Raw genomic sequence first — 25422 nt, 5'->3', positions numbered from 1 at the left:
GCCTGGAACCGCCGCGGCGCCGAGCGCGCCGCCGCCCTCGCCGCCGCCCGCCCGCGCAACCCCGCCGCCGCCGCCAAGCCCGCCAGCGAGGAAGCCCCGGTGGCCGAGGCGCTGCGCATGGACCTGCTGCGGCTGGAGATCGGCTACGGGCTGCTCTCCCTCGCCTCCGGCCCCTCGCCGCGGCTGACCGAGCAGATCCGCGCCCTGCGCAAGGGCTTCGCCCAGGAGATGGGCTTCGTCCTGCCCAGCGTGCGGGTGCAGGACAACATGCAGCTCTCGCCCAATGCCTATGTGGTGCGGGTGAAGGAGGTGGAGGCCGGGCGCGGCGAGGTGCGGCCACCCAAGCTCCTCGCCATCGACCCCGCCGGCAAGCTGCCGCCCTTCCCCGGCGAGAAATGCCAGGAGCCCGCCTTCGGCCTGCCCGCCCTGTGGATCGAGGAGCGGCTGCGTGAGCAGGCGCTGGCGCGCGGCTGCACCGTGGTCGATGCCGCCGGCGTGCTGGTGACGCACCTGACCGAGATCGTGCGCGAGAACATGGCCGACCTGCTCTCCCACGCCGAGACGCGGCGGCTGCTGGACGGGCTGCCGGAGGAGAACAAGCGCCTGGTGGCCGACCTCATCCCGGCCCATGCCAGCATCGGCACGGTGCAGCGCGTGCTGCAGGCGCTGCTGGCCGAGCGCATTTCCATCCGCGACCTGCCGACCATCCTGGAGGGCATCCAGGAGGCGACGGCGGGCGGGGGCGCGCGGCCGCTGCCGGTCATCCTCGGCATGGTGCGGGCGCGGCTGGCGCGCCAGCTCACCGAGGCGGCGCGCGGGCCGAAGGGGGATGTGCCGCTCCTCACCCTCGGCGCCGAATGGGAGGCCGCCTTCGCCGAGGCGCTGATCGGCCCGCCGGAGGACCGGCAGCTGGCCCTCGCCCCCTCCCGCGTCAACGACTTCGCCCAGCGCCTGCGCGGCGCGATGGACCGCGCGGCGGCGGCGGGGGAAATGCCGGTGCTGGTCTGCTCCGGCGGCATCCGCCCGCATGTGCGCGCGGTGGTGGAGCGCTTCCGCCCCGCCACCGTGGTGCTGGCCCAGGCCGAGATCCACCCGCGCGCGCGCATCCGCGTCCTCGGCAGCGTCTGAGCCGCCATGCGCATCCGCGTCATCCGCGCCCCCAGCATGGCCGAGGCCATGCGCCGCCTGGTGGCGGAGCTGGGGCCGGATGCCGTGCTGCTCTCCTCCCGCCACGTCGATGACGGGGTGGAGGCCACGGCGGCGCTGGAGACGGACCCGCATGACGAGCCGCTGCCGGAGGTGGAGCCCGCCCCCGCCCCCGAGCCGCGCGCCGAGGCGGCGGCGCTGGCCTTCCACAACCTGCCGCCAGCGCTGCGCGAGCGGCTGCTGGCCGGGCCGCTGGAGGCGATGCTGGCGGCCAGCTTCCGCTTCGGCGGGCTGCCGCCGCTGGGCCAGCGGCCGCTGCTGCTGGCCGGCCCGCCCGGCGCGGGCAAGACGCTGACGGTGGTGAAGCTCGCCGCCCGGCGCGTGCTGGAGGGCGAGCCGCCGCCGCTGCTGGTCAATGCCGACCAGCAGCGGCCCGGCGCTGCGGAACAGCTCCTCGGCGTGGCGGAGGTGCTGGGCGCGCCGCTGGCCCAGGCGCCCAGCCCCGCCGCCGCGCTCCAGGCCATCGCCCTGCGCCCGGCCGGCGGCGCCGTGCTGATCGACACGCCCGGCGTGGACCCCTTCGAGCCGGAACAGGCCCGCGCCCTGGCCGGGCTGATCGCCGCCACGCGCCCCGCCGTGGTGCTGGTGCTGCCCGCCGGGCTCGACTGCGCCGAGGCCACCGAGCTGGCCCGCGCCTTCCGCGCCCTCGGCGCCACGCACCTGCTGCCGACGCGGCTGGATGCCGCCCGGCGCCTGGGCGGCGTGCTGGCCGCCGCCAGTGCCGGGGGGCTGGTGCTCAGCCTCGGCGGCACCGGGCCGGAGGCCGCCGGGGCGCTGCTGCCGCTGAATGCCGCGTGGCTGGCCGCCCGGCTGCGCCGCCGCAGCCACCACCCCGACCCCGCGCCGCCCGCCCTGATCGCCGCTGGAGTATCCCCCTGATGTCCGACCTTGCGCAGCGCGCGGAACCGATGCCCCGTTTCGACCAGACCCCCGCCGCCCCCCTGGCACCTGGGCGGCTGGTGGCCATTGCCTCCGGCAAGGGGGGCGTGGGCAAGACATGGCTGGCCATCACCCTGGCCCAGACCCTGGCCCAGCGCGGCCGCCGCGTGCTGCTGGCCGATGGCGATCTGGGCCTCGCCAATGTGGATGTGCAGCTTGGCCTGCAACCCGAGCGCGACCTCCAGGCCGTGCTGAGCGGCCGCATGGCGCTGACCCAGGCGGTGATGCACCACCCGGAAGGCGGCTTCGACGTGCTGGCCGGCCGCTCCGGCAGCGGCGCCCTGGCCAGCCTGCGGCCGGAGGTGGTGGAGCATGTCGCCAGCCTCCTGCGCGCGGCGACGGGGCGGTGGGATGTGGTGCTGCTCGACCTCGGCGCCGGGCTGGCGCCGGCCACGCGGCGGCTGGCGGCGGCGGCGGATACGCTGCTCGTCGTCGCCACCGATGAGCCAACCAGCCTGACCGACGCCTATGCCGTGCTGAAGCTGCACGGCACCGACCGGCCCGGCGGCGACTGCCGCATCGTCGTCAATCAGGCGGTGGACATCCCCTCCGGCCGGCGCACGGCGGCGGCGCTGCAACGCGCCTGCGCCACCTTCCTGCGCCGCGACGTGCCCCTGGCCGGGCTGGTGCGCCGCGATGAGCGCGTGCGCGACACCATCCGCCGCCAGACGCCGCTGCTCAGCCGCCACCCGAATTCGGCGGCGGCCACCGATGTGGCGGCGCTGGCGCGGGTCGTCGATCCGTGAGGGTTTGATTTTTGAAAGTTCAGGAGAAGGTATTTTTCTTTTTCTGAAGAAAAAGAAACAAAAAGACTTTTTCAGGCTGCCGCCGTCTCCCGTCCAGGCGGGACGCCAGACTGAAAAAGTTTTTTGGTTCTTTTTTTCAAAAAAGAACGCCTAAAAGACCACCTTCTCGTCCGGCATGCCCTCCGGGCGCGCCCCGCGCAGGAAGATGCGCGTGGCCTGGCGCAGGCGGGCCTCCAGCGGCTCCAGCGGCGGGCGGTCCATCAGGCCGAGAAGCATGGCGATGTGCAACCCGCCCAATACCATGCCGATCAGCATATGGGCGCAGTCGCGCGCATCCTCGATCTCCAGCCGCCCGGCCTGCGCCTGGGCGGCGAGCCAGCGCTCCAGCTCCTCCGCGCTGCCGCCGGGGCCGATGCGGTTGAAGGCATCGGCCAGCTCGGGGTAGCGCTGCCCCTCGGCGGAGACGAGGCGCAGCAGGCCGATCTGCTCCGGCACCAGCAGCACCTGGGCGATGCGTTGCAGGCGGCGGTAGAGGGCCTGCTCCATGTCCAGCCCGGTATCGTCCATCTCCGGGCGCAGGGGGGAGAGGCTGTACACCACCAGGGCCTCGAACAGTTCGGCCTTGGAGGAGAAAAGCTGGTAGAGCGTCTTCTTCGACATCCCGGCGAGGCTCGCGATATCGGCCATGTTGGCCGCCGCGTAGCCCTCGCGCAGGAAGATGTGGCGGGCGGCCTGGAGCAGGCAGGCCCGCCGTTCCGCTTCCGGCATGTTGCGGCGGATGGCCGGCCGTGCCGGCGCCTGTGTCGTCATGGCCTCCCCTCCCCCCATGCCGGAAGCCTGGCCACGGTCAGCGCGTGGCCAGGGCCGTGCTGTTCTCCTCCCAGCCACCACCCAGAACCTTGTACAGAGTCACAAGGTTGCTGAGGCGCGATTCGCGCAGCGAGATCAGCGTCTGCTGGGCGGAGAAGAGCGAGCGCTGCGCGTCCAGCACCGTCAGGTAGGTGTCGACGCCGGCGCGGAAGCGCATCTCCGCCAGCCGATACGTATCCGCATAGGCATCGGTCAAGGCCTGCTGGGCCTTGATCTGCTCGTCATAGGTGCCGCGGGCGGCGAGCGCGTCGGCCACCTCGCGGAAGGCGGTCTGCACCGCCTTCTCGTAATTGGCGACAGCGATGTTCTTCTTGACCTTGGCGAGGTCCAGCGCCGCCTCGTTGGCGCCGCCGCTGAAGATCGGCAGCGTCAGCGTCGGAATGAAGGTCCAGGCGGCCGAGCCGGCGGTGAACAGCCCCGCCAGCGCGGCGCTGGAGGTGCCGAAGGTGCCGGTGAGGCTGAGCGAGGGGAAGAAAGCCGCGCGCGCCGCGCCGATATCGGCATTGGCCGCCTTCAGGCTGTGCTCGGCGGCCAGCACGTCCGGCCGGCGCAGCAGCACCTCGGAGGGCAGGCCGGCCGGCAGCTCGGTCATCAGCGCGGTGTCGTCGAGGCGGTTGCCGATGCGCAGATCCGCCGGCAGCGGCGCGCCGAGCAGCAGCGCCAGGGCGTTCTCGTCCTGCGCCACCTGCCGCGTATAGGCGATCAGGCTGGCGCGGGCGGATTCCACCGAGGTCTCGGCCTGGCGCAGGGTCAGGGCGGTGTCGGTGCCGGTGCGGACGGTGGCGCGCGTCAGCGCCAGCGACGATTCCTGGCTGGCCAGGGTCTGGCGCGACAATTCCATCAGCTCGCGGTCGGCCAGCAGGGTGAGGTAGGCGGCGGCCACCTCCGCCACCAGGGTGATCTGCGTGCTGCGCCGCGTCTCGACATAGTTCAGGTAGGATTCGAAATCGCGCTGGCTCTGGCTGCGCAGCTTGCCGAAGAGGTCGATCTCATAGGAGGTGACGCCAAGGCCGGCGCTGTGGCTGCTGGAATTGACGCCGGCATTGCCCGTCTTGTTCGGGTTGCTGGAGAGGTCGTTCGGCGTGCGCGCGGCATCGAGTGAGCTGGTGCCGTTGAGCGTCGGGAAGAGGCTGCTGCGCGTCGAGCGGTAGGTGGCGCGGGCCGATTCGATGTTGAGGATGGCCACGCGCAGGTCGCGGTTGTTCTCCAGCGCGAGGCCGACGAGGCGTTGCAGGGCGGGGTCGCGCATCACCTGCCGCCAGCCGAGGATATCGGCGGAAAGCTGTGCCGGGCTGGCGGTGGAGACGGGGGTGAGCCCGGCCTGCCGGTAGGCCGGGCCACTCGGCCAGAGCGAGGGGATGGGAGCCTCGGGGCGGATATAGTCCGGCATCAGGCTGCACCCGGAGAGCAGCACGGCGGCGAGGCCAAGCAGTGGCAGGCGCGCGGGGGTTGGCAGGCGCATGGTCATTCTCCGGCCGCCGGCAGGGCAGGATGGTGGGGTTCGGGCTGCGGCGCGGGCAGGTGCGCGGGCTTCACGCGGAACAGCTTCAGCACCACCACGAAGAAGAGCGGCACGAAGAAGATGGCGAGGAGGGTGCCCGTGGTCATGCCGCCGACCACGCCGGTGCCGATGGCGTTCTGCGCGCCCGAGCCGGCGCCGTGCGAGATGGCGAGCGGCACGCAGCCCAGGATGAAGGCGAGCGAGGTCATGATGATCGGCCGCAGGCGCTGCTGCGCCGCGTGCAGGGCGGCCTCGGCGAGGCTGCTGCCGCGGTCGAAGCCTTCCTTGGCGAATTCGACGATCAGGATGGCGTTCTTCGCCGCGAGGCCCACGGTGGTGAGCAGGCCGACCTGGAAATAGACGTCGTTGCCAAGGCCGCGCAGATAGACGGCGATCACCGCGCCGACGATGCCGAGCGGCACCACCAGCAGCACCGCCACCGGCACCGCCCAGCTTTCATAGAGCGCCGCGAGGCAGAGGAAGACGATCAGCACCGAGATGGCGTAGAGCGCCATGGTCTGCGAGCCGGTCTGCTTCTCCTGGAAGGACAGGCCGTTCCACGCATAGGTGAAGCCGGGCGGCAGGGTGGAGAAGATGCGCTCCATCTCCGCCATCGCCTCGCCGGTGCTGCGGCCGGGGGCGGCCTGGCCCAGGATGTTCATGGCCGGGATGCCGTTGTAGCGGTCGAGCTTCGGCGCGCCGTAGCCCCAGCGCGCGGTGGCGAAGGCGGAGAAGGGCACCATGTCGCCGCTGCTGTTGCGCACATACCACTTGCCGAGATCCTCGGGCTGCATGCGGGCGGAGGCCACGCCCTGCATGTAGACGCGCTTGACGCGGCCGCGGTCGAGGAAGTCGTTCACATAGGTGCTGCCGAGCGCCGCGTTGATGGTGGCGGTGACGTCGGAGATGGTGAGGCCGAGGGCGCTGGCGCGCTCCCAGTCCACTTCCAGATGGTATTGCGGCTCGTCATCCATGTTGTTGGGGCGGACGGCCATCAGCACCGGGCTTTGCGCCGCCATGCCGAGCATCTGGTTGCGCGCGGCCAGCAGCTGCTCGTGCGAGAGGCCGCCGGGCGCCTGCAGCTGGAAGTCGAAGCCGGTGGCGTTGCCAAGCTCGGGAATGGCGGGCGGGGCGAAGGAGAAGACCATGGCGTCGCGATAGCCGGCGAAGCGGCCCATCACGCGGCCGGCCACCGCCTGCACGGCCAGGGCGGGGTTCTTGCGCTCATCCCAGTGCTTCAGGCTGACGAAGGCCATGCCGGCATTCTGGCCGCGGCCCGAGAAGGAGAAGCCGGCGATGGTGAAGACGGACTGCACCGCCGCGCCCTCATCCCGCAGCAGGTAGGCGCGCAGGTCGTCGAGGGCGCGCTGCGTGCGCTCCTGCGTGGCGCCCGGCGGCGTCGCCACCTGGACGAACATCATGCCCTGGTCCTCATCCGGCAGGAAGGAGGTGGGCAGCCGCACGAAGAGCAGCGCCATGCCCGCCACGACGGCGGCATAGAGCACCAGGTAGCGGAAGGGGCCGCGCAGCACGCGGCCGACGCCGCCGCCATAGGCGCGGGTGGTGGCGTCGAAGCCGCGGTTGAACAGGCCGAAGAAGCCGCGGCGCGGGCCGCTGTGCGGCTTCAGCAGCGTGGCGCAGAGGGCGGGGGTGAAGATCAGCGCCACCAGCACCGAGAGGCCCATGGCCGAGACGATGGTGATGGAGAACTGCCGGTAGATGACGCCGGCCGAGCCGCCGAAGAAGGCCATCGGCACGAAGACCGCCGAGAGCACCAGGGCGACGCCGACCAGAGCGCCGCTGATCTGCCCCATCGAGCGCCGCGTGGCCTCGAGCGGGGAGAGGTGGTCCTCCGCCATCACGCGCTCGACATTCTCGATCACCACGATGGCGTCGTCGACCAGCAGGCCGATGGCGAGCACCATGGCGAACATGGTGAGCACGTTGATGGAGTAGCCGGCGGCGGCGAGGATGCCGAAGGTGCCGAGCAGCACGACCGGCACCGTCAGCGTGGCGATGAAGGTGGCGCGGATGTTCTGCAGGAAGAGCAGCATCACCAGGAAGACGAGGATGATGGCCTCGACCAGCGCCTCGACGACGCCCTCGATGGAGATGCTGATGAAGGGGGTGGTGTCGTAGGGGTAGGCCACCTCCATGCCGGCGGGCATGGTCGGGCGCAGGCTGTCGATGGTGGCGCGCACGGCGCGCGCCGTGTCCAGCGCATTGGCGCCGCTGGCCAGCTTGATGCCGAGGCCGGCGGCCGGGCTGCCATTGTAGTAGGAGGTGGAGGAGTAATCCTGCGAGCCGAGCTCGATCCGCGCCACGTCACGCAGGCGCACCTGCGAGCCATCGGAGTTGACCTTCAGCACGATGCCGCCGAACTGCTCCGGCGTCTGCAGGTAGGAGGGGCCGATGATGGTGGCGTTGAGCTGCTGCCCCGGCACCTGCGGCTGCCCGCCGAGCTCGCCCGAGGCGATCTGCACGTTCTGCGCCGTGATGGCGGAGCTGACATCGCCCGTCGTCATGCTGTAGGAGTTGAGCTTCGCCGGGTCGAGCCAGATGCGCATGGCGTATTGCGCGCCGAAGAGCTGGTAGTCGCCGACGCCCGCCGTGCGGCTCAGCGGGTCCTGCACGGTGGAGGCGATGTAGTCACCGATATCGGCGTTGCTGAGCGAGCCATCCGGCGAATAGAAGCCCACCACCATCAGGAAGTTGGTGGTCGCCTTGGCGACGCGCACGCCGGCCTGCTGCACCGTCTGGGGCAGGCGGGGCGTGGCCAGCTGCAGCTTGTTCTGCACCTGCACCTGCGCGATGTCCGGGTCCGTGCCCTGGGCGAAGGTCAGGGTGATGGTGGCCGTGCCGGTCTTGGTGCTCTCGGCGGAGAAGTAGATGAGGCCGTCAAGGCCGCTCATCTGCTGCTCGATCACCTGCACCACGGTGTTCTGGATGGTCTCGGCCGAGGCGCCCGCATAGGTGGCGGAGATCGAGATGGCCGGCGGCGCGATGGAGGGATACTGCGCGATCGGCAGCGTGCGCAGCCCGAGCAGGCCGCCCAGCATCACCGTGATCGCCAGCACCCAGGCGAAGACGGGCCGGCTGATGAAGAAACGCGACATGCCTCAGCGCCCCTGCTGCGCCGCGGCCTGGCGGATGTTGCGCTGGCGCAGCTGCTCGGCCGTCAGCACCTCCACCTGCACCTTGGCGCCGGGGCGGGCGCGCTGCATGCCCTCGACGATCACGCGGTCCCCCGCGCGCAGGCCCTGGGTGACCAGCCACTGGTCGCCCACCGAGGCCCCGGTGGTGACGTTGCGCTGCTCCACCGCGCCATCGGCGCCGACGACCAGCGCCACCGCCTCGGCCCGCATGTTGCGCGTGATACCCTGCTGCGGCACCAGGATGGCGTTCTCGTTGAGCCCCGCCTGGATCAGCCCGTGCACGAAGAGGCCGGGCAGCAGCAGGCCGTCCGGGTTGGGGAAGAGCGCGCGCAGCGTCACCGAATTGGTGCTGGTGGAGACGATCACCTCGGAGAATTGCAGGCGCCCGGCATGCGGGTAGGTGCTGCCATCCTCGAGCATCAGCGTCACCTCCGCCTCGCCATCGCCGTTCTTGCGGATGCGGCCGGCGGCGAAGTCACGCTTCAGCGCCAGCAGCGCGCTGCTCGGCTGCACCATGTCGACATAGATCGGGTCGAGCCGCGTGATGCTGGCCAGGGAGGTGGTCTGCTCCGCCGTCACCAGCGCGCCGGGGGTCACGCTGGAGCGGCTGATGCGGCCGCTGATCGGCGCATAGACGCGGGTATACTGCAGGTTGATCTCGGCCGTGCGGATCGAGGCGCGGCTGGATTCCACATCCGCCTGCGCCTGGCGCAGGCTGGAGACGGCATTGTCCAGATCCTGCTGGCTGACGGCATTGGCGCGCACCAGCGGGCGGTAGCGGTTCACCGTCGCCTGATAGGACGCCACGCTCGCCTCCGCCTTGGCCAGGGCGGCGCGCGCGCTGGCCAGCGTCGCCTCATAGGAGGCGGGATCGATCTGGTAGAGCTGCTGCCCCGCCTTCACCTCCTCCCCTTCCCGGAACAGCCGCTCGCGGATCACGCCGCTGACCTGCGGGCGCACCTCGGCCGTCTCATAGGCGGCGGTGCGGCCGGGCAGGTCGATGGTGAGCGGCACCGGCTGGGGCCGCACCTCGACCACCGCGACCTGCGGCGGTTGCTGCGGCCCCTGCCCGGGGCCGCCAGGGCTGGCGGCATGGGCCTCGCCTTCCACCTGGTGGAGGGCGAGCGCCAGAAGGGCGAGGCCGGGCAGGCCGCGCAGCAGCAGGGCACGGCGACCCGCCGCCAGGGTGGCGCGGGACGGGGGGGGTGAGTGCATGGGGGCTTCCCGCTGGATGGCATGCGAAGGAAACCTATAAGTTTCCTTTTTTCGGAAACTCGATAGTTTCTCCATACATGTCAAGACTTTTTTGCGAGAGGGTCAAGGAAATCGCCGCCCGGCCTGGGGCTCACGCCAGACCGGGCCGGAAGCGCCCCACGCGCCGCCCGGCGGGCGGGATTGCCAGGAAAGGTGTGTACAATTTTCAGGCAGAACGGCCGTGGCGGAGGAGGAACCACCAGACACCACTGCCACCCCAGGAAGCAGAAGGGCGGCTCTCTGCTATTCTTTACGCATTGTACACAATTTTCTTGCCCACCTGCCCGCGATGCGCGCTAATGCCGGCACCCCCTCGGCAGAAGGCCGCCAACCCCATGCACAAGATCGCGCTGAACCCCGCCGTCCAGCAACGCATCCTGGAACGGCGCGGCAGGCTGAACCCCTTCGACACCCTGGCGCCCGCCCGCACCGCCCATGTCGTGGTCGATCTCCAGAACGGCTTCATGGCCCCGGGCGCCATCTCCGAAATCGCCAACGCCCGCGAGATCGTCCCCCAGGTCAACCGCATCAGCCGCGCCCTGCGCGAGGCCGGCGGGCTCGTCGTCTATATCCAGAACACCTTCGGCCCCGAGATCGCCGCCGGCTGGTCCACCTTCTTCAGCCATTTCTGCACCCCGGCGCGCCGCGAAGCCTCGATCGCCGCCTTCACCCCCGGCAACTGGCAGCACGCCCTCTGGCCGGAACTCGATGTCTCGGCACAGGATCTTGTCATCCAGAAAACCCGCTTCGGCGCCTTCGCCCCCGGCGCCTCCACCCTGCACGAAACCCTGCAGGCCCGCGGCATCGACACCCTGATCATCACCGGCACCGCCACCAATGTCTGCTGCGAGTCCACCGCGCGCGACGCCATGATGATGGACTACAAGGTGTTCTTCGTCTCCGACGCCAACGCCACCCACACGGATGAAGAGCACAACGCCACCCTCACCGCGCTGGCCAACATCTTCGCCGATCTGCGCGGCACGGAGGAGATGGTGGCGCTGATCCGCTCCGGCCACGCCCTGCGGCAGGCCGCCGAGTAGCCAGCACCCACCCCACCGACACAGGCGCCACAGGCAAACCCGCCCACCCCAGGCAACCGGGCGGCACAGGAGAGGCTGATGGAAAAAACCGTGCTGCACAGTGCCGGCGATGCCGCGCGCCAATGGTCGGGCGTGACCTGCCCGAACGAGACCGGACGCCAGATGATGGCCGATCTGCTGAAGATCATCGCCGATTTCGAGGCCGTCCGCGGCGCCATGCGCTTCGAGGATGAGCCCTCCGACTTCGAGGCCGCGCTCCAGGCCTGCAAGGAACAGATGCCGAAGGAACAGGCGCCGAAGGAACAGATGTCATGAGCATCACCGCCCTCCGCCCGGCCAGCGGCGATCTCGCCACCCTCTCCCTCACCGAGGCCGCCGCCGCCCTCGCCGCCGGCGACACCACCGCCGAAGCCCTGACCGCCGCCTGCCTGGAGCGCATCCGCCGCCACGACGGCCGCCTGAACAGCGTCATCTGGCTGGAAGAGGAAGCCGCCCTGCAAGCCGCCCGCGCCGCCGACCAGCGCCGCGCCCGCGGCGAGGCCACCGGGCCGCTGCACGGCATCCCCATGGCGCACAAGGATATGTATTATCAGGCGGGGCGGCCCTGCACCTGCGGCTCCGCCATCCGGCGCGACTTCCGCCCGGCCTATACCGCCACGGTGATCACCCGCCTGGAAGACGCCGGCGCCATCACCATGGGCGGGCTGAACATGGCCGAATTCGCCCAGAACCCCACAGGCCACAACAGGCATTTCGGCGATTGCCAGAACCCCTGGCGGCATGGCGCCATCACCGGCGGCTCCTCCTCCGGCTCGGGCGTCGCCGTCGCCGCCAGCTTCGCCTTCATGGCCCTCGGCTCCGACACCGGCGGCTCCATCCGCCTCCCCGCCGCCGCCTGCGGCGTGACCGGGCTGAAGCCCACCCAGACCCGCATCAGCCGCCACGGCGTCATGCCGCTCTCCTTCTCCTGCGACAATGTCGGGCCCCTCGCCCGCTCCGTGCGCGACTGCGCGGCGGTGATGCAGGTGATCGCCGGCCACGACCCGCGCGACCCGACCAGCGCCCGCGAGCCCGTGCCCGACTACACCGCGGCCCTCACCGGGGATCTGCGCGGCCTGCGCATCGGCGTCGCGCAGGAATGGTTCCTCGATGAGGTGGACGACAAAGTCCACGCCGCCTTCATGGCGGCGCTGACCGTGCTGCGCGAGCGCGGCGCCACCGTCCAGGCCGTCACCCTGCCAATGATGGACCAGGTCCTGGCCTATAGCGCCGTCGTCAGCCGCGCCGAGGCCGCCACCATCCACGCCACCTGGATGCGCGACCAGCCGGGCGACTACGCCGCGCATCTGAGCGGGCGGCTCTACCCCGGCTACGCCCTGCCGGCGACGCATTACATCGAGGCCCTCTCGCGGCGCGGGCCTGTGCTGCGCGGCTTCGCGCAGGGCGTCTTCGGGCAGGTCGATCTGCTGGCCTCCCCCACCATCGCCCAGGCCCTGCCCAGCCTCGACGAAACGCGCATCGATTCCGGCGATCCGGAGGCGATCCGCCGCTTCGGCGCGGTCTCGCGCAATACCCGGCCGTTCAATTATCTGGGGCTGCCGGCGATCAGCGTGCCCTGCGGCTTCGATGGCCATGGCGCGCCGGTCGGGCTGCAACTGGCGGGGCGGCCCTTTGGCGAAGCCACCCTCATGCGCGCGACCGAAGCCCTCCAGCGCGATACGGAATGGCACCGGATGCGGCCGGAGCTGGAAGGGTAGAACTGGAAGAAATCTTCTTTTTCTGGAGAAAAAGAAGCAAAAAGACTTTGTCAGGGGCGGGGTTTTTCCCGCCCCCCTTTGCCTCAGGCGGCCAGCGCGGCGGGGCGCGTCGCCATGCCCCAGCCCGCGGTGATCTGCTCGATGCTGCGGCCGACACGCAGCACCAGGCCATCCTCGAAGGGGCGCCCCACAACCTGCGCCGACAGCGGCAGGCCACAGGCCGCCAGCCCCGCCGGCATCGACAGCGCCGGATTGCCGGTGACATTGAACGGCATGCTCTGGATCGGCGTGTTCAGCGGCATGGTGCGCGGCACGCTCGCGAAACTCGGCGCCACATCGAGCGCGCAGGCCGTCAGCAGCACATCGCAGCGGCGCAGCACATCGCGATTCACAGCCACCGACAATTCACGCCGCAGCCGCTGCGCCTGCATATAATCGGCCGCGCTGATGGTCCCGCCGATCACCGTCCGCATCAGGAACAGCTCGCCATAATCCAGCGGGCGGCTGCGCAGATTTTCCTCGTGGATGGCGAAAGCCTCGGAAAGCAGGATGACGCGGCCACAGGCATTGAACAGCGCGAAATCCGGCATCGTCACCTCTTCGACGATGGCCCCGCGCGCTTCCAGCTCCGCCGCCAGCCTGTCCAGTGCGGCCACCGTCTCGGGCGACAGCCCCTCCGCCCCACGATAGAGATTGCGCGGCAGGCCGATCCGCAACCCCTCCACGCCCTTCTCCAGATCGGCACGCAGATCCATCGGCAAGGTCTGGGCGCTGGCGGGGTCCGCCGGGTCATGCCCGAGGATCGCCTCCATCGTGATCGCCGCATCCTCGACCGAGGCGGAGAGCGGGCCGCAATGGTCGAGCGTATAGGACAGCGGGAAGACGCCGCGCCGGCTCACCAGGCCATAGGTGGGCTTCAGCCCCACCGTGCCGCAATAGGCGGCGGGGCCACGGATGGAACCGCCAGTATCCGAGCCCATCGCCGTGCGCACCAGCCCCGCCGCGACCGCAGCGCCGGAACCGGAGGAAGAACCACCGGTGATATGCTCGGTGTTCCACGGGTTGCGCGCCGGCGGGAAAGGCAGGTCAAAGGACGGACCGCCCAGCGCGAATTCATGCGTGGCGAGCTTGCCCAGCAGCACGCCCCCCGCCGCCGCGAGCTTCGCCGCGACAACGCTGTCCTGCGCGGGAACATTGTCCACCAGCAGCTTCGAGTGGCATGTGGTGGTGATGCCGGCCGTGTCGTAGATGTCCTTCAGCGCATAGGGAATGCCATGCATCGCGCCGCGGTCGCGCCCGGCGGCCAGCTCCTCATCCGCCCGCGCCGCATCCTCCAGCGCACGCTCGACGGTGACGAGGATGAAGCTGTGCAGGGCACCATCGAGCTGCGCGATACGCCCGAGAAGATGCTGCGTCAGGTTCAGCGAGGTCAGGCTGCCAGCGCGCAGGGCACACCCCGCCTCGGCGATGGAATACTCCTCCAGAGGCTTCGTGCTCATGGCATGTCCCGCGTGATGGTGGAAAGGTCATAGGTTCCCGCCGGCTCGGCGGCGGCGCTGCGCGGCTGGCGCAGCAGCGGCAGCATCACCTGCAGGTCGAGGAAGCCGGCCAGCACGCCCGGCATGCGCTCGGGCGGCAGGGTGATGCCGGCCCGCCGCAGCAGCATGTCGAGTTCCGCGGCGGGATCAGGCGGTGCGCTCTGCATGGAGTCCTCCGGATCAGGTTTTGGATACAACGCGGGCAGGCTAAGCCCTCTCACCCGCCACTGTCTCGCACCGATTCCAGAGCAGCGCCGGATTCCGCGAATATTTTTTTGCGCTTGCGAGACAAGCTCCGCTTCTGCCAGCATCAGCTCCCGGCACGATTGTGCACAACCTGGGCAGCGCAAGCTGGACGGCATGATCCGATCCATGGGCTCCAGAGAAGCCCGGCCCGGCGGACTGGCCTTCGCATCGCGACGTCGTCACGGCTTCACCGCAATCCGCGCGCTGGGACATTTTGCCATGATGAAGCTGCCTCTTGCCCGCATCGGGCTCGCCTTCGGCTTTGCCGCGGGGCTTCTCGCCGCACCCGCCACCACGCGCGCCGAGACGGTGCTGCGCGTTGCCATGACCGCGGGCGACATCCCCCTCACCGCCGGCATCCCCGACCAGGGATTCGAAGGCTGGCGCTTCGTCGGCTATAATCTCTACGATTCCCTGGTGCTGTGGGATCTCTCCCGTGCCGACCGCATCGCCGACATCAAGCCGGGCCTGGCCTCCGGCTGGAAGGTCGATCCTGCCAACAACCGCCGCTGGATCTTCGAACTCCGCAAGGATGTCACCTTCCATGACGGCTGCACCTTCACCGCGCAGGACGTGGTGTGGAATTTCGAACGCTTCACGAAAGAATCGGCACCGCAGTTCAATGCCCGTCAGTTCGCCTTCGCCCGTGGCTACCTGACGAATTTCGAATCGGTCGAGGCCATCGACAGCCACAGCGTCGCCTTCACCACGAAGACGGTGGACAGCCTCTTCCCCTACAATCTCAGTTTCCTGATGATGGTCAGCCGCTGCCGGTCGGAAGAGGTGAAGAACGACGCGGACGCCTTCGCGCGCAATCCCTCCGGCACCGGCCCCTATCGCTTCTCCCGCATGGTGCCGGGCGAAAGGCTCGAACTGGTCAGGAACGAAGCCTATTGGGACAAGGCGCGCATCCCGAAGCATGACCGCCTCGTCCTGATACCGATGCCGGAGGCGACAACGCGCGCCGCCTCGCTGATGTCCGGTCAGGTCGACTGGATCGAGGCCCCCTCGCCCGACACCATGCCGCGCCTGCGCAGCGCCGGGATGCAGGTCATCACCAATGCCTATCCGCACAACTGGGCTTATCAGCTGAACTTCGTCGACGGCCCCTTTGCCGATCTTCGTGTCCGCCGCGCCGCCAACCATGCGCTGAACCGCGCCGACATGAAGGAAATGCTGGGCGGCGTCGCGCTGGAAGGCTACGCCACCCTGCCCCCCTCCACCGCCTATTACGGCAAGCCCATCCGCTACGAGTACGATCCGGCCAAGGCTCGCGCGCTGCTGCGGGAGGCAGGATGCCTGCCTTGCAAAATCACCTTCGCCATCTCGACCTCCGGCTCCGGCCAGATGCAGCCCTTGCCGATGAACGAACTGGTCAAGGCGCAACTCGAAGAAGTGGGCTTCCAGGTGAATCTCGAGGTGATGGACTGGAACGCCTTGCTGGAAATGTCGCGCAACGGGCGTGAGCGGCACCGTGGCATCAATGGCATCAACATCAGCCGCGCCACACAGGACCCGTTCAACGGCATGTTCCGCCACGTGATCTCGTCGCAATGGGCGCCGCGCGGCAGCAACTGGGGCCATTTCCGCAATGATGAGATTGACAGCCTCGTCAGCGAGGCCCTCGCCACCTTCGACAGCGAGAAGCAATTGCCGATTCTGACCCGCATCCATGAGAAGATGAGCGAGCAGGCGGTGATGCTCTGGGTGGCGCACGACCTCAACCCGCGCGCCCTCTCGCCGCGCGTCAAGGGCTTCGTGCAGGCGCAGAGCTGGTTCCAGGACCTCACCCCCGTCACCGTCGCGCCGCGCTGAGGCCGCGCCATGCTGCTGCACCTCCAGCGCCGCCTCCTGGCCGTCCTGCCGATCGCGCTGGGCGTCTCGATGATCTGCTTCCTGCTGGTCTATCTGGCGCCCGGCGATCCGTTGCAGACCCTGCTGCCCCCGGATGCCGATGCGGAAACCGTGGCGAAGCTCAAGCAGCTCTACGGGCTGGACCGCCCCCTGCCGCTGCAATACCTCGCCTGGCTCTGGCAGGTGATGGGCGGCGATCTCGGGCAATCCATCGCCACCGGGCGCCCCGTGCTGAGCGAGATCCGCCGCTCCCTCGGCAACACCGTGCTGCTGGCGGCCGTGGCCGTGCTCATCGCCTTCCCGCTCGCCATGCTGCTCGGCACCATCGCCGGCTATCGCAGCGGAGGCTGGATGGACCGCGGCGTGACGGGCACCGCCATCCTCGGCGTCTCGCTGCCGAATTACTGGCTCGGCATCGTGCTGGTGATTCTCTTTTCCGTCGAACTGGGCTGGCTGCCGGCCTCGGGCATGGGGCCGGATGGCTCGGGCACCTTCAACCCGCTGCACTGGGAACAGCTGCGCCACATCATTCTGCCGGTGGTGACACTGTCGATGATCCCCGTAGGCATCATCGCCCGCACCGCCCGCGCCAGCATCAGCGAGGTGATGGCACAGGATTTCGTCACCACGCTGCGCGCCAACGGCCTGCCGGAGCGCCGCGTCCTGCGCCACGCGGTGAAGAACGCGCTGCCTTCCGTTCTGGCGGTGATGGGGCTGCAATTCGGCGCGCTGATGGGCGGCTCCATCCTGGTGGAGACGGTCTTCGCCTGGCCCGGCACCGGCTTCCTGCTGAGCAAGGCGATCCTGACACGGGACATTCCCGTGCTGCAGGGCACGATCCTTGTCCTGGCCATGATCTTCGTCGCCACCAACCTGGCGGTGGATCTGTTCCAGTCATCCCTCGACCCCCGCATCAAGCGCGGCTGAAGGAGGCCCCTGATGAGCGTGACCACCACGCCCGCCCCGGTTCTCGCCCCGCCCCTCGCGGCCCCGCGGAGCCGTGGCTACTGGGGCACCGTCGGCTATCGCCTGCGGCATGATCCGGTGACGCTGTTCTTCGGCGCGCTGCTGCTGATGATCATCCTCTCCGCCCTTTTCGCCCCCTGGCTCTCCCCCTTCGATCCCTACAAGGAAAGCATCATCCGCCGCCTCAAGGTGCCGGGCTATATGGGCCATCTGCTCGGCACGGATGAGCTGGGGCGCGACATGCTCTCGCGCCTGCTGCATGGCGGGCGCATCACGCTGATGATGGGCTTCGTGCCCGTGCTCGTCGCCACGCTGGTGGGTGGGGGCCTTGGCATCCTGGCCGGCCTCGCGGGCGGCCGTGTCAACGCGCTCATCATGCGCGTGATGGATGTGTTCTATGCCTTCCCCTCCGTGCTGCTCGCCGTCGCCATCTCGGGCGCCATGGGGGGCGGCGTGTTCAACGCGCTGCTGGCGCTCTCCCTCGTCTTCATCCCGCCGCTCTGCCGCGTGGCGGAGACGGCGACGACCCAGGTGCGCAATCTCGACTTCGTCGATGCCGCGCGCGCCACGGGGGCGAAGCTGCATCTCGTGCTGTGGCACCATGTGCTGGGCAATGTTCTGGGGCCGATCCTGGTCTATGCCTCGGGCATGATCAGCGTCGGCATCCTGCTCGGCTCGGGCCTCTCCTTCCTTGGCCTCGGCGTAAAGCCGCCGGAACCGGATTGGGGCCTGATGCTGAACACGCTGCGCCAGGCCATCTATGTCAATCCGCTGCTGGCGGCGCTGCCGGGCATCGCCATCTTCCTCACCTCGGTCTCGATCAACATGGTGAGCGACGGGCTGCGTTCGGCCATGGATGTGCGGCTGTGAGCGCCGCGCCCCTGTTCCTGCGCGACCCGCGCGATGTCGGCGGCCCGGCTCAGCCGCTGCTCGATGTGCGTGACCTGCGCAAGCACTTCCCCATCCGCGGTGGCGCGCTGCAGCGCGTGGTCGCGAAGGTTCACGCCGTGGATGGCGTCTCTTTCAGTGTAATGAAGGGGGAAACCCTCGGCATCGTCGGGGAATCCGGCTGCGGCAAATCCACCCTCGCCCGCCTGCTGATGCGGCTGGTGGAGCCGGATTCCGGCGAACAGGTCTTCGATGGCGAGGAAGTTGGCAGCGCGCGCGGCATCAGCGTCGCCGGGCTGCGCCGGCAGGTGCAGATGGTGTTCCAGGACTCCGCCTCCTCGCTCAATCCGCGCATGCCGGTGCAGGGCTCGGTGGCTTTCGGGCCGCGCGCGCATGGCATGGGCCCGGCCGAATCCGTGGCCCTGGCGCGCGAGCTCCTGCAACAGGTCGGGCTCAACCCCGCGCTGTTCGGGCCGCGCTACCCGCATGAACTGTCGGGCGGGCAGAAGCAGCGCGTGAACATCGCCCGCGCCCTCGCGCTGCGCCCGCGCATGGTGATCCTGGACGAGGCCGTCTCCGCCCTGGACAAGAGCGTGGAAGCCCAGGTTCTGAACCTGCTGCGCAGCCTGAAGCAGCAGATGAACCTCACCTACATCTTCATCAGCCACGATCTCAGCGTGGTGCGCTGGATCAGCGACCGCGTGATGGTGATGTATCTCGGCGAGGTCGTCGAGATCGGTCCGGCCGAGCAGATCTACACCGCGCCGCGCCACCCCTATACGCGCGCCCTGCTGGCCTCGCGCCCCTCGATGGACCCGGACCACCGGCTGGAAGAACCGCCCGTCACCGGCGACCCGCCCAACCCGGTGAATCCGCCCGCCGGCTGCCGCTTCCACACGCGCTGCCCGCATGCGGAAGCCGTCTGCTCCGCGCGCGCGCCGCGCCTCGGCCTCACCCAGGGCGCGCGGGATCACCACGCCGCCTGCCACCTGCATGACCCCGCCTCCGGCCATTCCCTGGCCATGGTGCGGCATTGAGGAGCGCCGCCATGCCGGAAACACCGCCGCTGGTCGAGGTCGAGGATCTCACCGTCCGCTTCGTCACGCGTGAGAGCACGGTCTCCGCCGTCAACGGCGTCAGCTTCAGCATGGCGCCCGGTGAGGTGCTGTGCATGCTGGGCGAGAGCGGCTCGGGCAAGAGCGTGACGATGCGCGCGCTGATGCGCCTGCTGCCGCCGCGCCGCAGCCGCATCGAGGGCCGCATCCGCATCGCCGGGCAGGACGTGCTGGCGCTGGACGAGGCCGGGCTGCGCCGCCTGCGCGGCGGCATCGCGGCGATGATCTTCCAGGAGCCGATGACCGCCTTCGACCCCGTGATGCGCGTGGGCGACCAGATCGCCGAGGTCGTCGCCCTGCATCGCGGCGCATCCCACGCGGCGGGGCGCAGGCGCGCGCTGGAACTGTTCGACCTCGTGCGCATTCCCTCGGCGCAGCGGCGGCTGGATGCCTACCCGCACGAGCTCTCTGGCGGGTTGCGGCAGCGCGCGATGATCGCCATGGCGCTCTCCTGCGAGCCGAGCCTGCTGCTGGCGGATGAGCCGACCACGGCGCTCGACGCCACCGTGCAGATCCAGGTCTTGATCCTGCTGCGCAAGCTGCAGCGCGAACTGGGCATGTCGGTGATCTTCGTCACCCATGACCTTGGCGTGGCCGCGGAAATCGCCGACCGCGTGGCGGTGATGTATGCCGGCCGGGTGGTGGAGAGCGGCACGGTGCGCCAGGTCCTGCGCACCCCTCTCCACCCCTATACCGCCGGGCTGCTGGCCTCCACCGTGCATGACCAGCCGCCGGACCAGCTGCTCTCCACCATCCCCGGCGCGCCGCCCGACCTGCGCGCCCTGCCGCCGGGATGCAGCTTCGCGCCCCGCTGCCCCCGCACCATTTCCGACTGCACCCTGCGCGCGCCGGAGGCGGTGCAGCCCGCGCCCGGCCGCCTCGCCCGCTGTATCCGTGCCCAGGAAACCCTGCTGGAGACCGCCTGATGCATACCATCGCCATCCCCGATTCCGTCGTGCAGCGCGTCATCGCCAAGCGCGGAACGGCGCACCCCTATGCCGATCTCGACCCGGCACGCACCGCGCTGATCGTCATCGACATGCAGAATGGCTATCTGCGCGAGGATGTCGCGCATGCCTTCGTCCCTGGCGGCACCGACATCGTCCCCAACATCAACCGGCTCGCGGCCGCGCTGCGGCGCCGCGGTGGTTCCGTCTGGTGGGTGCAGAACGCCTCTGACGAAGCCTCCCGCGCCGCCTGGTCCGTCCTGGAAGACTCCGTCTCCCCAGCCCAGCGCGCCGCGCGCATCCGCTCCATGACGCCCGGCTCGGTGGGCCATGCCCTGTGGGAGGGCCTCGACATCCACCCGGAGGACCCGGTCGTCGCGAAATACCGTTACAGCGCCTTCATCCAGGGCGCCTCGGAGCTGGAGGCGCAGCTGCGCGCGCGCGGCATCGACACACTGCTGATCACCGGCACGCTGACGAATGTGTGCTGCGAGTCCTCGGCGCGGGATGCGATGATGCTGAACTTCCGCGTTGTCATGGTCTCCGACGGCAATGCCGCCGTGACGGATGCCGAGCACAATGCCAGCCTGATCAACCTCTACTTGACCTTCGCCGATGTCATGACCACGGCGGAACTGGAAGCCTGCCTGGACAGGGCCGCGCCCCGCGCCGCCGCCTGAGCGCCCACGGACAGAGTCTTTTTGCTTCTTTTTCTTCAGAAAAAGAAGTTTTCTTCTCTGACTTTCTCCAGGAAAGGAAAGCCTGCGCATTTCCTTTCCTTCCCCCTCTCATTCTTGCTAGGGAACCGGTTGCACGCCCTGAAGGGCGGCATGGAGGAAGGCATGGCCACGCGGTCCCTGGATGTCGTGCGCGGATTGCGCGACGCGATCCTGGCGGGTGTCTACGCGCCTGAGGCGCGGCTGAGCGAAATGGAGCTGGCGGAGCGCTTCGGTGTCTCGCGCACGCCCGTGCGCAGCGCGCTGGGCATCCTGGCCACTGAGGGCCTGCTGAGCTACCGCCCGAATTGCGGCTATGTGGTGCGCAGCTTCACGGCGGCGGATGTGATGCAGGTCTATGACGTGCGCGCGACGCTGGAGGGCATGGCGGCACGGCTGGCGGCGGAACGCGGGCTGGATGCCGCCCTCTCCGCGCGGCTGGAGGCGGCGCTGGAGGCCGGGCGCACCCTCTGCACCGCCCACCGCCCGGAGGCGGCCCTGGCCGAACGCTGGGGCGAGGTGAACGAGGCTTTCCACCAGGTGCTCTTCGAGGCCTGCGGCAACCCCTATCTGGTGGAGATGGTGGCGCGCGCGCGCGCCATGCCGCTGCTGCGGCGGATCAAGATGCAGTGGCATGACCGCATGGCCATCCAGCGCGGGCAGGATGAGCATGCCGATATCGCCGCCGCCATCCGCGCCCGCCAGGGCAGCCGCGCGGAGGCGCTGCTGCGCGAGCATGTGCTGCGCGTCGGGCGCGTGCTCTCGGAGAACTGGGAGAGGACGCAGGGGCCGGGGGGGAGGCCGTCACGGCTCCAGTCGGTCGCCTGAAGAGGAAAAGACAGAAAATAGAAAGAAGACTGGGGGAACTGAGTTCCCCCAGACCCCCACATCAGTGGGGGGCGGGCACGGCGCAGCTCTGGCCACCATCCACCGGCAGGCAGACACCGGTGATGAAGGCCGCCTCGTCGGACGCCAGGAAAACCGCGGCGCGGGCGATGTCCCAGGCGGTGCCCATGCGGCCCATCGGCACGGCCCGGCTGCGCGCAGCCACCATCTCCTCCGCCGAGGCATAATGCGCGGCGATCTGGCTGTAGATCAGCGGCGTGTCGATCAGCCCCGGCATGATGCAGTTGGCGCGGATGCCATGCGGGGCATATTGCATGGCCAGCGCCACCGTCGCCTGATTCACCGCCGCCTTGGCCGTGGAGTAGGTGAAATAGGGGTAGCCGGTCCAGCGCGTCGCGGCGAGGGAGGAGATGTTGATGATGGCGCCGCCACCCTGCGCCAGCATCTGTGGCAGCACCGCCTTCGCCGTGCGGAAGACCGAGCCGAGGTTGATATCCATCGCGCGCTGGAACTGCGCCTCGGCGATCTCCACCGGGCCGCCCGAGAGCGTGACGCCGACATTGTTGTGCAGCACGTCAATGCGGCCGAAATGCCCCAGCGCGGCGGTGACGGCGGACTGGACCGAATCCTGCTTCGTCACATCCACCGGCAGGGCGAGCGCCTCGAATCCCTCGGCGGTGATGAGGGCGGCGGTCTCGGCGGCGGCGGGCTCGGCGATGTCGAAGCAGACGACGCGCGCCCCCTCCCGCGCATAGGCCACGGCGGCGGCCTTGCCATTGCCCCAGCCGGGGCCGGAGGAGCCGGCGCCGAAGACCAGCGCCACCTTCCCTTGCAGGCGCCCCGCCCTCACAGGAACCCCACCGAGATCCAGGGCACCGCGGCGACGACGGCCAGCCCGACGAAGAGCGCGGCCATATAGCCCCAGATGGCCTTCAGCCCTTCATTCGGGTCCACCCGGCCGATGGCGCAGGCGGTGTAGTAGCCAACGCCGAAGGGCGGCGCGAAGAGGCCAAGGCCCATCGCCAGGATCGTGACCATCGCGTAGTGGACTTCATGGATGCCAAGCTGCTTGGCGATCGGGAAGAGCAGCGGCGCGAAGAGCACGATGGCCGGGATACCCTCCAGCACGCTGCCCAGCACGATGAAGGCCAGGATGGACACCACCATGAAGCCGGCGGCACCCCCCGGCAGGGCGCCCATCACCCGCGCCAGCTCGGCGGAGAAGCCGGATTGCGTCAGCGCCCAGGCCATGGCCGTGGCGGCGCCGATGATGAGCAGGATGGCGCCGGAGAGGCTCGCCGTCTCCACCAGCATGGGCAGCAGGCGCCGCACGTCGAAACGGCGGTAGATCAGCAGCCCAGCCAGCACGGCATAGACGATGCCGATGGTGGAGACCTCCGTGGTGGTGGCGATGCCCTCCACCACGGCGGCGCGGATGATGAAGGGCAGCGCCAGCGCCGGCAGGGCGATGGCGAAGCTGCGCAGGATCTGCCCCCAGGGGGCGCGGCGGATGCCCGAGACATCCTCATGCCGGTAGCGCCGCCACACCACGGCGCAGAGCGTCGCCCCCAGCACGATGGCCGGCAGGATGCCGCCCGCGAAGAGCGCGGCGATGGACACGCCGGTGACCGAACCCACGGTGATGAGCACGAGGCTCGGCGGGATGGTCTCCGTCTGCGCGCCGGTGGCGGAGAGCAGGGCGACGAGATCGCCCGGCCTGGCGCCGCGCTGCTTCATCTCGGGGAAGAGGGCGGGGGCGATGGCCGCCATATCCGCCGCCTTCGAGCCGGAAATGCCGGAGACGACATACATCGCCCCGATCAGCACATAGGAGAGCCCGCCGCGCACCGAGCCGAGCAGGCTGGCGAGGAAGGCCACCATCGCCTGCGCCATCCCCGTCATCTCGATGAGCAGGCCGAGGAAGACGAAGAGCGGCACGGCGAGGAGGATGAGGTGGGACATGCCCTCCTCCATCCGCCCGGCCATGACGAAGATGGGCAGGTCGGTGGAGAGGCCGAGATAGCCCAGCGTGCAGAGCGCGAAGGCGAAGGCGATGGGCACGCCCGCCAGCACCGCCAGCATCACGCCGCCCACCAGGAAGAGGAGCAGGTTCCAGTTGCCGAGCGGCGGGAAGAGCGGCGCCAGCGCCAGCAGCCCGGCCACCAGCGCCCCGGTCAGGGCGAGGCCGAGCAGCGCGCGCCCGGCGCTGTCCACCCGCGCGAGGCGGAGCAGGCCCATCAGCGCCATCAGCCCGAGCCCCACCGGCTGCGCCGCCGCCCGCCAGGAATTGGCGATGCCGAGGGCGGGGGTGGTGATGAAGGCTTCCTCCTCCGCGTATTCGATGGCGGTGGGCAGCATGGTGAGCAGGAAGGCCAGCGGCAGGGTGATGGCCAGCACCTCCAGCAGCCCGCGCAGCCCCGGTGAGGCGCGCGAGAGCAGCGCCGTCATCCGCATATGCGCCCCGTGGCGGAAGGCCACCACCGCCCCCAGCATGGCCAGCCACATGAAGAGGATGGTGGCCAGTTCATCGGCCCAGATGATCGGGCTGTGCAGCCCGTAGCGCGCGATGATGCCGCAGAGCAGCAGGCCGATCTCCACCGCCACCAGCGCGGCGGCGGCACCGGCGATGGCGGCGCCGAGCCAGGCCTCCAGCCGCAGCAGCACGGCGCGCGGCAGGGAGGGCGCGCCCTCCCCCGCCGCCACAGCGCTGGATGGAACGGGGCCGGATGGAACGGGGCCGGAGAGAACCTCCGTCATGCCAGACCGCCCACCGCCGCCTCCAGCAGGCCCCAGGCCTGCGGGCCGAACTTGCCCTTCCACTCGCCATAGAAGCCGGCCTGGGCCAGCTTGGCGCGGAAGGGCGCGGGGTCGGGCGTGTTGAAGACGAGGCCGCGCTCGCTGAGTTGGCTGGCGAGGTTCTGGTTCAGCTTCGCCACATCCTCGCGCTGGCGCAGCGCCGCGGCGTTGAGGATGCGCTCCACCGTCTCGCGCAGCGGGCCGGGCAGGCTGGTGAAGGCGCGGCGGTTGGCCAGCAGCCAGAAGCCATCCCACATGTGGTTGGTCATGGCGCAGTATTTCTGCACCTCGTAGAGCTTCGCGGTCTCGATCACCGCCAGCGGGTTCTCCTGGCCATCGACGATGCGCGTCTGCAGCGCCGAATAGACCTCGGCGAAGTTGATCGAGGTGGGGGCGGAGCCGAAGGCCGTGAACATCGAGGTCCAGAGCGGGCTGACCGGCACGCGGATCTTGAAATTGGCGAGGTCCGCCGGCGTCGTCACCGGCCTGCTGGCCGAGGTGATCTGGCGGAAGCCATTGTCCCAGATTTTGTCGAAGGCGATCAGCCCGGCCTTGGCGATCTCGCCGCGCACATGGGCGCCAAGCTCGCCATCCATCGCCTTCCACACCGTCGGGTAGTCGGGGAAGGCGAAGCCCACGCCGTTGATCGCCGCCACCGGCACCAGGGTGGAGAGGATGAGGCCGGAGAGCGTCATCATCTGCACCGCGCCGGAGCGCACCTGGCTCAGCACATCCGTGTCCGCGCCCAGCTGGTTGGAGGGGAAGACGCGCAGCTCGACCTTGCCCTGGGTCTCGGCGGTGATGGCCTCCGCCGCCTCGCGCAGGCGGATGTTGAGCGGGTGCGTCGCCGGCACGTTGTTGGAGAAGCGCAGCACATGGTCCGCCGCCTCGGCCCGGCGGATGGCGAAGAGCGGCAGGCCGCCCAGCCCGGCGGCGAGGGTCGTACCCAGGGTCGTACCCAGCAGGGCGCGGCGGCGGAAGCCGGTGGTGGTGGTCATTGGATTCGTTCCCTCCCATTGCCCCGGCCCCGGCCGGCGCA

Annotated in this window: 22 protein-coding genes; 13 read left to right on the top strand and 9 right to left on the bottom strand. The window is 69.8% G+C overall.

Going from position 1 to position 25422, the window contains the following annotated elements; all coding sequences use genetic code 11:
* From NON00_RS05480 to NON00_RS05470, 3 genes are all read left to right on the top strand, one after another.
* A partial coding sequence (locus NON00_RS05480; RefSeq protein ID WP_256018243.1) for an FHIPEP family type III secretion protein occupies positions 1-1128 on the top strand: 1128 nt, incomplete at its 5' end.
* A gap of 6 nt (positions 1129-1134) precedes the next feature.
* A complete protein-coding gene (locus NON00_RS05475) occupies positions 1135-2085 on the top strand; it encodes a GTP-binding protein (RefSeq protein WP_256018241.1) in 951 nt (316 codons plus the stop codon).
* Entirely contained in the window at positions 2085-2891 is an 807-nt protein-coding gene (locus NON00_RS05470; protein ID WP_370688673.1) for an AAA family ATPase, read from the top strand. The genes NON00_RS05475 and NON00_RS05470 overlap by 1 nt, the downstream gene beginning before the upstream one ends.
* A gap of 150 nt (positions 2892-3041) precedes the next feature.
* Here NON00_RS05470 and NON00_RS05465 read toward each other — a convergent pair whose 3' ends face one another.
* From NON00_RS05465 to NON00_RS05450, 4 genes are read right to left on the bottom strand one after another with little or no spacing between them, the layout of a single operon-like run.
* Positions 3042-3701: a TetR/AcrR family transcriptional regulator gene (locus NON00_RS05465; protein ID WP_256018238.1), complete on the bottom strand. Its 660-nt coding sequence runs from the start codon at positions 3699-3701 to the stop codon at positions 3042-3044.
* 37 nt (positions 3702-3738) lie between these two features.
* Positions 3739-5223, bottom strand: a complete 1485-nt coding sequence (locus NON00_RS05460) for an efflux transporter outer membrane subunit (protein WP_256018236.1) — start codon at positions 5221-5223, stop codon at positions 3739-3741.
* A gap of 2 nt (positions 5224-5225) precedes the next feature.
* Positions 5226-8378: an efflux RND transporter permease subunit gene (locus tag NON00_RS05455; protein WP_256018225.1), complete on the bottom strand. Its 3153-nt coding sequence runs from the start codon at positions 8376-8378 to the stop codon at positions 5226-5228.
* Between the two features lie 3 nt (positions 8379-8381).
* Complete coding sequence (locus NON00_RS05450) at positions 8382-9632, bottom strand: efflux RND transporter periplasmic adaptor subunit (protein ID WP_256018223.1); 1251 nt, start codon at positions 9630-9632, stop codon at positions 8382-8384.
* Positions 9633-10006: 374 nt separating this feature from the next.
* On the opposite strand from NON00_RS05450, the gene NON00_RS05445 reads away from it, so the two are divergent.
* From NON00_RS05445 to NON00_RS05435, 3 genes are all read left to right on the top strand, one after another.
* Complete coding sequence (locus tag NON00_RS05445) at positions 10007-10714, top strand: cysteine hydrolase family protein (protein ID WP_256018221.1); 708 nt, start codon at positions 10007-10009, stop codon at positions 10712-10714.
* 78 nt (positions 10715-10792) lie between these two features.
* Positions 10793-11029, top strand: coding sequence for a hypothetical protein (locus NON00_RS05440; RefSeq protein WP_256018218.1), 237 nt, complete (start codon positions 10793-10795; stop codon positions 11027-11029).
* Positions 11026-12471, top strand: a complete 1446-nt coding sequence (locus NON00_RS05435) for an amidase (protein ID WP_256018216.1) — start codon at positions 11026-11028, stop codon at positions 12469-12471. Before NON00_RS05440 ends, NON00_RS05435 begins: the two co-directional genes overlap by 4 nt.
* Before the next feature lie 83 nt (positions 12472-12554).
* On the opposite strand, the gene NON00_RS05430 is transcribed toward NON00_RS05435, so the two are convergent.
* Positions 12555-13970 carry an amidase gene (locus NON00_RS05430; protein ID WP_256018214.1) on the bottom strand — a complete coding sequence of 472 codons (1416 nt, stop codon included), beginning with the start codon at positions 13968-13970 and terminating at the stop codon, positions 12555-12557.
* Positions 13967-14176, bottom strand: a complete 210-nt coding sequence (locus tag NON00_RS05425) for a hypothetical protein (RefSeq protein WP_256018211.1) — start codon at positions 14174-14176, stop codon at positions 13967-13969. Before NON00_RS05425 ends, NON00_RS05430 begins: the two co-directional genes overlap by 4 nt.
* Before the next feature lie 298 nt (positions 14177-14474).
* Between NON00_RS05425 and NON00_RS05420 the strand changes: the two genes are divergently transcribed.
* The 7 genes from NON00_RS05420 (at position 14475) to NON00_RS05390 (ending at position 21569) form a co-directional block, all read left to right on the top strand.
* The gene (locus NON00_RS05420) at positions 14475-16070 is read left to right on the top strand and encodes an ABC transporter substrate-binding protein (protein ID WP_256018209.1); all 1596 of its coding nucleotides are present in this window, start codon (positions 14475-14477) and stop codon (positions 16068-16070) included.
* A gap of 9 nt (positions 16071-16079) precedes the next feature.
* The gene (locus tag NON00_RS05415) at positions 16080-17036 is read left to right on the top strand and encodes an ABC transporter permease (RefSeq protein WP_256018206.1); all 957 of its coding nucleotides are present in this window, start codon (positions 16080-16082) and stop codon (positions 17034-17036) included.
* A gap of 12 nt (positions 17037-17048) precedes the next feature.
* A complete protein-coding gene (locus tag NON00_RS05410; protein WP_256018205.1) occupies positions 17049-17945 on the top strand; it encodes an ABC transporter permease in 897 nt (298 codons plus the stop codon).
* The gene (locus NON00_RS05405) at positions 17942-19000 is read left to right on the top strand and encodes an ABC transporter ATP-binding protein (RefSeq protein ID WP_256018204.1); all 1059 of its coding nucleotides are present in this window, start codon (positions 17942-17944) and stop codon (positions 18998-19000) included. Before NON00_RS05410 ends, NON00_RS05405 begins: the two co-directional genes overlap by 4 nt.
* Before the next feature lie 11 nt (positions 19001-19011).
* Positions 19012-20004 carry an ABC transporter ATP-binding protein gene (locus NON00_RS05400; RefSeq protein WP_256018203.1) on the top strand — a complete coding sequence of 331 codons (993 nt, stop codon included), beginning with the start codon at positions 19012-19014 and terminating at the stop codon, positions 20002-20004.
* Positions 20004-20705 carry an isochorismatase family protein gene (locus NON00_RS05395; protein WP_256018201.1) on the top strand — a complete coding sequence of 234 codons (702 nt, stop codon included), beginning with the start codon at positions 20004-20006 and terminating at the stop codon, positions 20703-20705. Before NON00_RS05400 ends, NON00_RS05395 begins: the two co-directional genes overlap by 1 nt.
* Positions 20706-20867: 162 nt before the next feature.
* Positions 20868-21569, top strand: coding sequence for a GntR family transcriptional regulator (locus tag NON00_RS05390; RefSeq protein ID WP_256018198.1), 702 nt, complete (start codon positions 20868-20870; stop codon positions 21567-21569).
* Between the two features lie 61 nt (positions 21570-21630).
* Here the strand turns inward: NON00_RS05390 and NON00_RS05385 are convergent, their stop codons facing one another.
* Genes NON00_RS05385 through NON00_RS05375 form a run of 3 tightly spaced genes read right to left on the bottom strand, consistent with a single transcriptional unit; the run spans position 21631 to position 25381 of the window.
* On the bottom strand, positions 21631-22437 hold the full coding sequence (locus tag NON00_RS05385) for an SDR family oxidoreductase (protein ID WP_256018195.1): 807 nt from the start codon (positions 22435-22437) through the stop codon (positions 21631-21633).
* Positions 22434-24344, bottom strand: coding sequence for a TRAP transporter large permease subunit (locus tag NON00_RS05380; protein ID WP_256018192.1), 1911 nt, complete (start codon positions 24342-24344; stop codon positions 22434-22436). Before NON00_RS05380 ends, NON00_RS05385 begins: the two co-directional genes overlap by 4 nt.
* Positions 24341-25381: a TRAP transporter substrate-binding protein gene (locus tag NON00_RS05375; RefSeq protein ID WP_256018189.1), complete on the bottom strand. Its 1041-nt coding sequence runs from the start codon at positions 25379-25381 to the stop codon at positions 24341-24343. The genes NON00_RS05380 and NON00_RS05375 overlap by 4 nt, the downstream gene beginning before the upstream one ends.
* Between the last annotated feature and the right edge of the window lie 41 nt (positions 25382-25422).

The sequence above is a fragment of the Roseomonas sp. GC11 genome, assembly GCF_024437745.1.
Lineage (GTDB): Bacteria > Pseudomonadota > Alphaproteobacteria > Acetobacterales > Acetobacteraceae > Pseudoroseomonas.
Note: the sequence above shows the minus strand (reverse complement) of the source record. Positions and strands in the feature narration are given on the sequence as shown.

Bases quoted from the DNA above. Each gene is read 5' to 3' on its own strand.
- NON00_RS05410 (WP_256018205.1), top strand. From the start codon at position 17,049: ATGAGCGTGACCACCACGCCCGCCCCGGTTCTCGCCCCGCCCCTCGCG.
- NON00_RS05425 (WP_256018211.1), bottom strand. From the start codon at position 14,176: ATGCAGAGCGCACCGCCTGATCCCGCCGCGGAACTCGACATGCTGCTG.
- NON00_RS05450 (WP_256018223.1), bottom strand. From the start codon at position 9,632: ATGCACTCACCCCCCCCGTCCCGCGCCACCCTGGCGGCGGGTCGCCGT.
- NON00_RS05475 (WP_256018241.1), top strand. From the start codon at position 1,135: ATGCGCATCCGCGTCATCCGCGCCCCCAGCATGGCCGAGGCCATGCGC.
- NON00_RS05465 (WP_256018238.1), bottom strand. From the start codon at position 3,701: ATGACGACACAGGCGCCGGCACGGCCGGCCATCCGCCGCAACATGCCG.
- NON00_RS05390 (WP_256018198.1), top strand. From the start codon at position 20,868: ATGGCCACGCGGTCCCTGGATGTCGTGCGCGGATTGCGCGACGCGATC.
- NON00_RS05375 (WP_256018189.1), bottom strand. From the start codon at position 25,381: ATGACCACCACCACCGGCTTCCGCCGCCGCGCCCTGCTGGGTACGACC.
- NON00_RS05380 (WP_256018192.1), bottom strand. From the start codon at position 24,344: ATGACGGAGGTTCTCTCCGGCCCCGTTCCATCCGGCCCCGTTCCATCC.
- NON00_RS05415 (WP_256018206.1), top strand. From the start codon at position 16,080: ATGCTGCTGCACCTCCAGCGCCGCCTCCTGGCCGTCCTGCCGATCGCG.
- NON00_RS05430 (WP_256018214.1), bottom strand. From the start codon at position 13,970: ATGAGCACGAAGCCTCTGGAGGAGTATTCCATCGCCGAGGCGGGGTGT.
- NON00_RS05440 (WP_256018218.1), top strand. From the start codon at position 10,793: ATGGAAAAAACCGTGCTGCACAGTGCCGGCGATGCCGCGCGCCAATGG.
- NON00_RS05445 (WP_256018221.1), top strand. From the start codon at position 10,007: ATGCACAAGATCGCGCTGAACCCCGCCGTCCAGCAACGCATCCTGGAA.
- NON00_RS05435 (WP_256018216.1), top strand. From the start codon at position 11,026: ATGAGCATCACCGCCCTCCGCCCGGCCAGCGGCGATCTCGCCACCCTC.
- NON00_RS05420 (WP_256018209.1), top strand. From the start codon at position 14,475: ATGATGAAGCTGCCTCTTGCCCGCATCGGGCTCGCCTTCGGCTTTGCC.
- NON00_RS05455 (WP_256018225.1), bottom strand. From the start codon at position 8,378: ATGTCGCGTTTCTTCATCAGCCGGCCCGTCTTCGCCTGGGTGCTGGCG.
- NON00_RS05470 (WP_370688673.1), top strand. From the start codon at position 2,085: ATGTCCGACCTTGCGCAGCGCGCGGAACCGATGCCCCGTTTCGACCAG.
- NON00_RS05400 (WP_256018203.1), top strand. From the start codon at position 19,012: ATGCCGGAAACACCGCCGCTGGTCGAGGTCGAGGATCTCACCGTCCGC.
- NON00_RS05460 (WP_256018236.1), bottom strand. From the start codon at position 5,223: ATGCGCCTGCCAACCCCCGCGCGCCTGCCACTGCTTGGCCTCGCCGCC.
- NON00_RS05395 (WP_256018201.1), top strand. From the start codon at position 20,004: ATGCATACCATCGCCATCCCCGATTCCGTCGTGCAGCGCGTCATCGCC.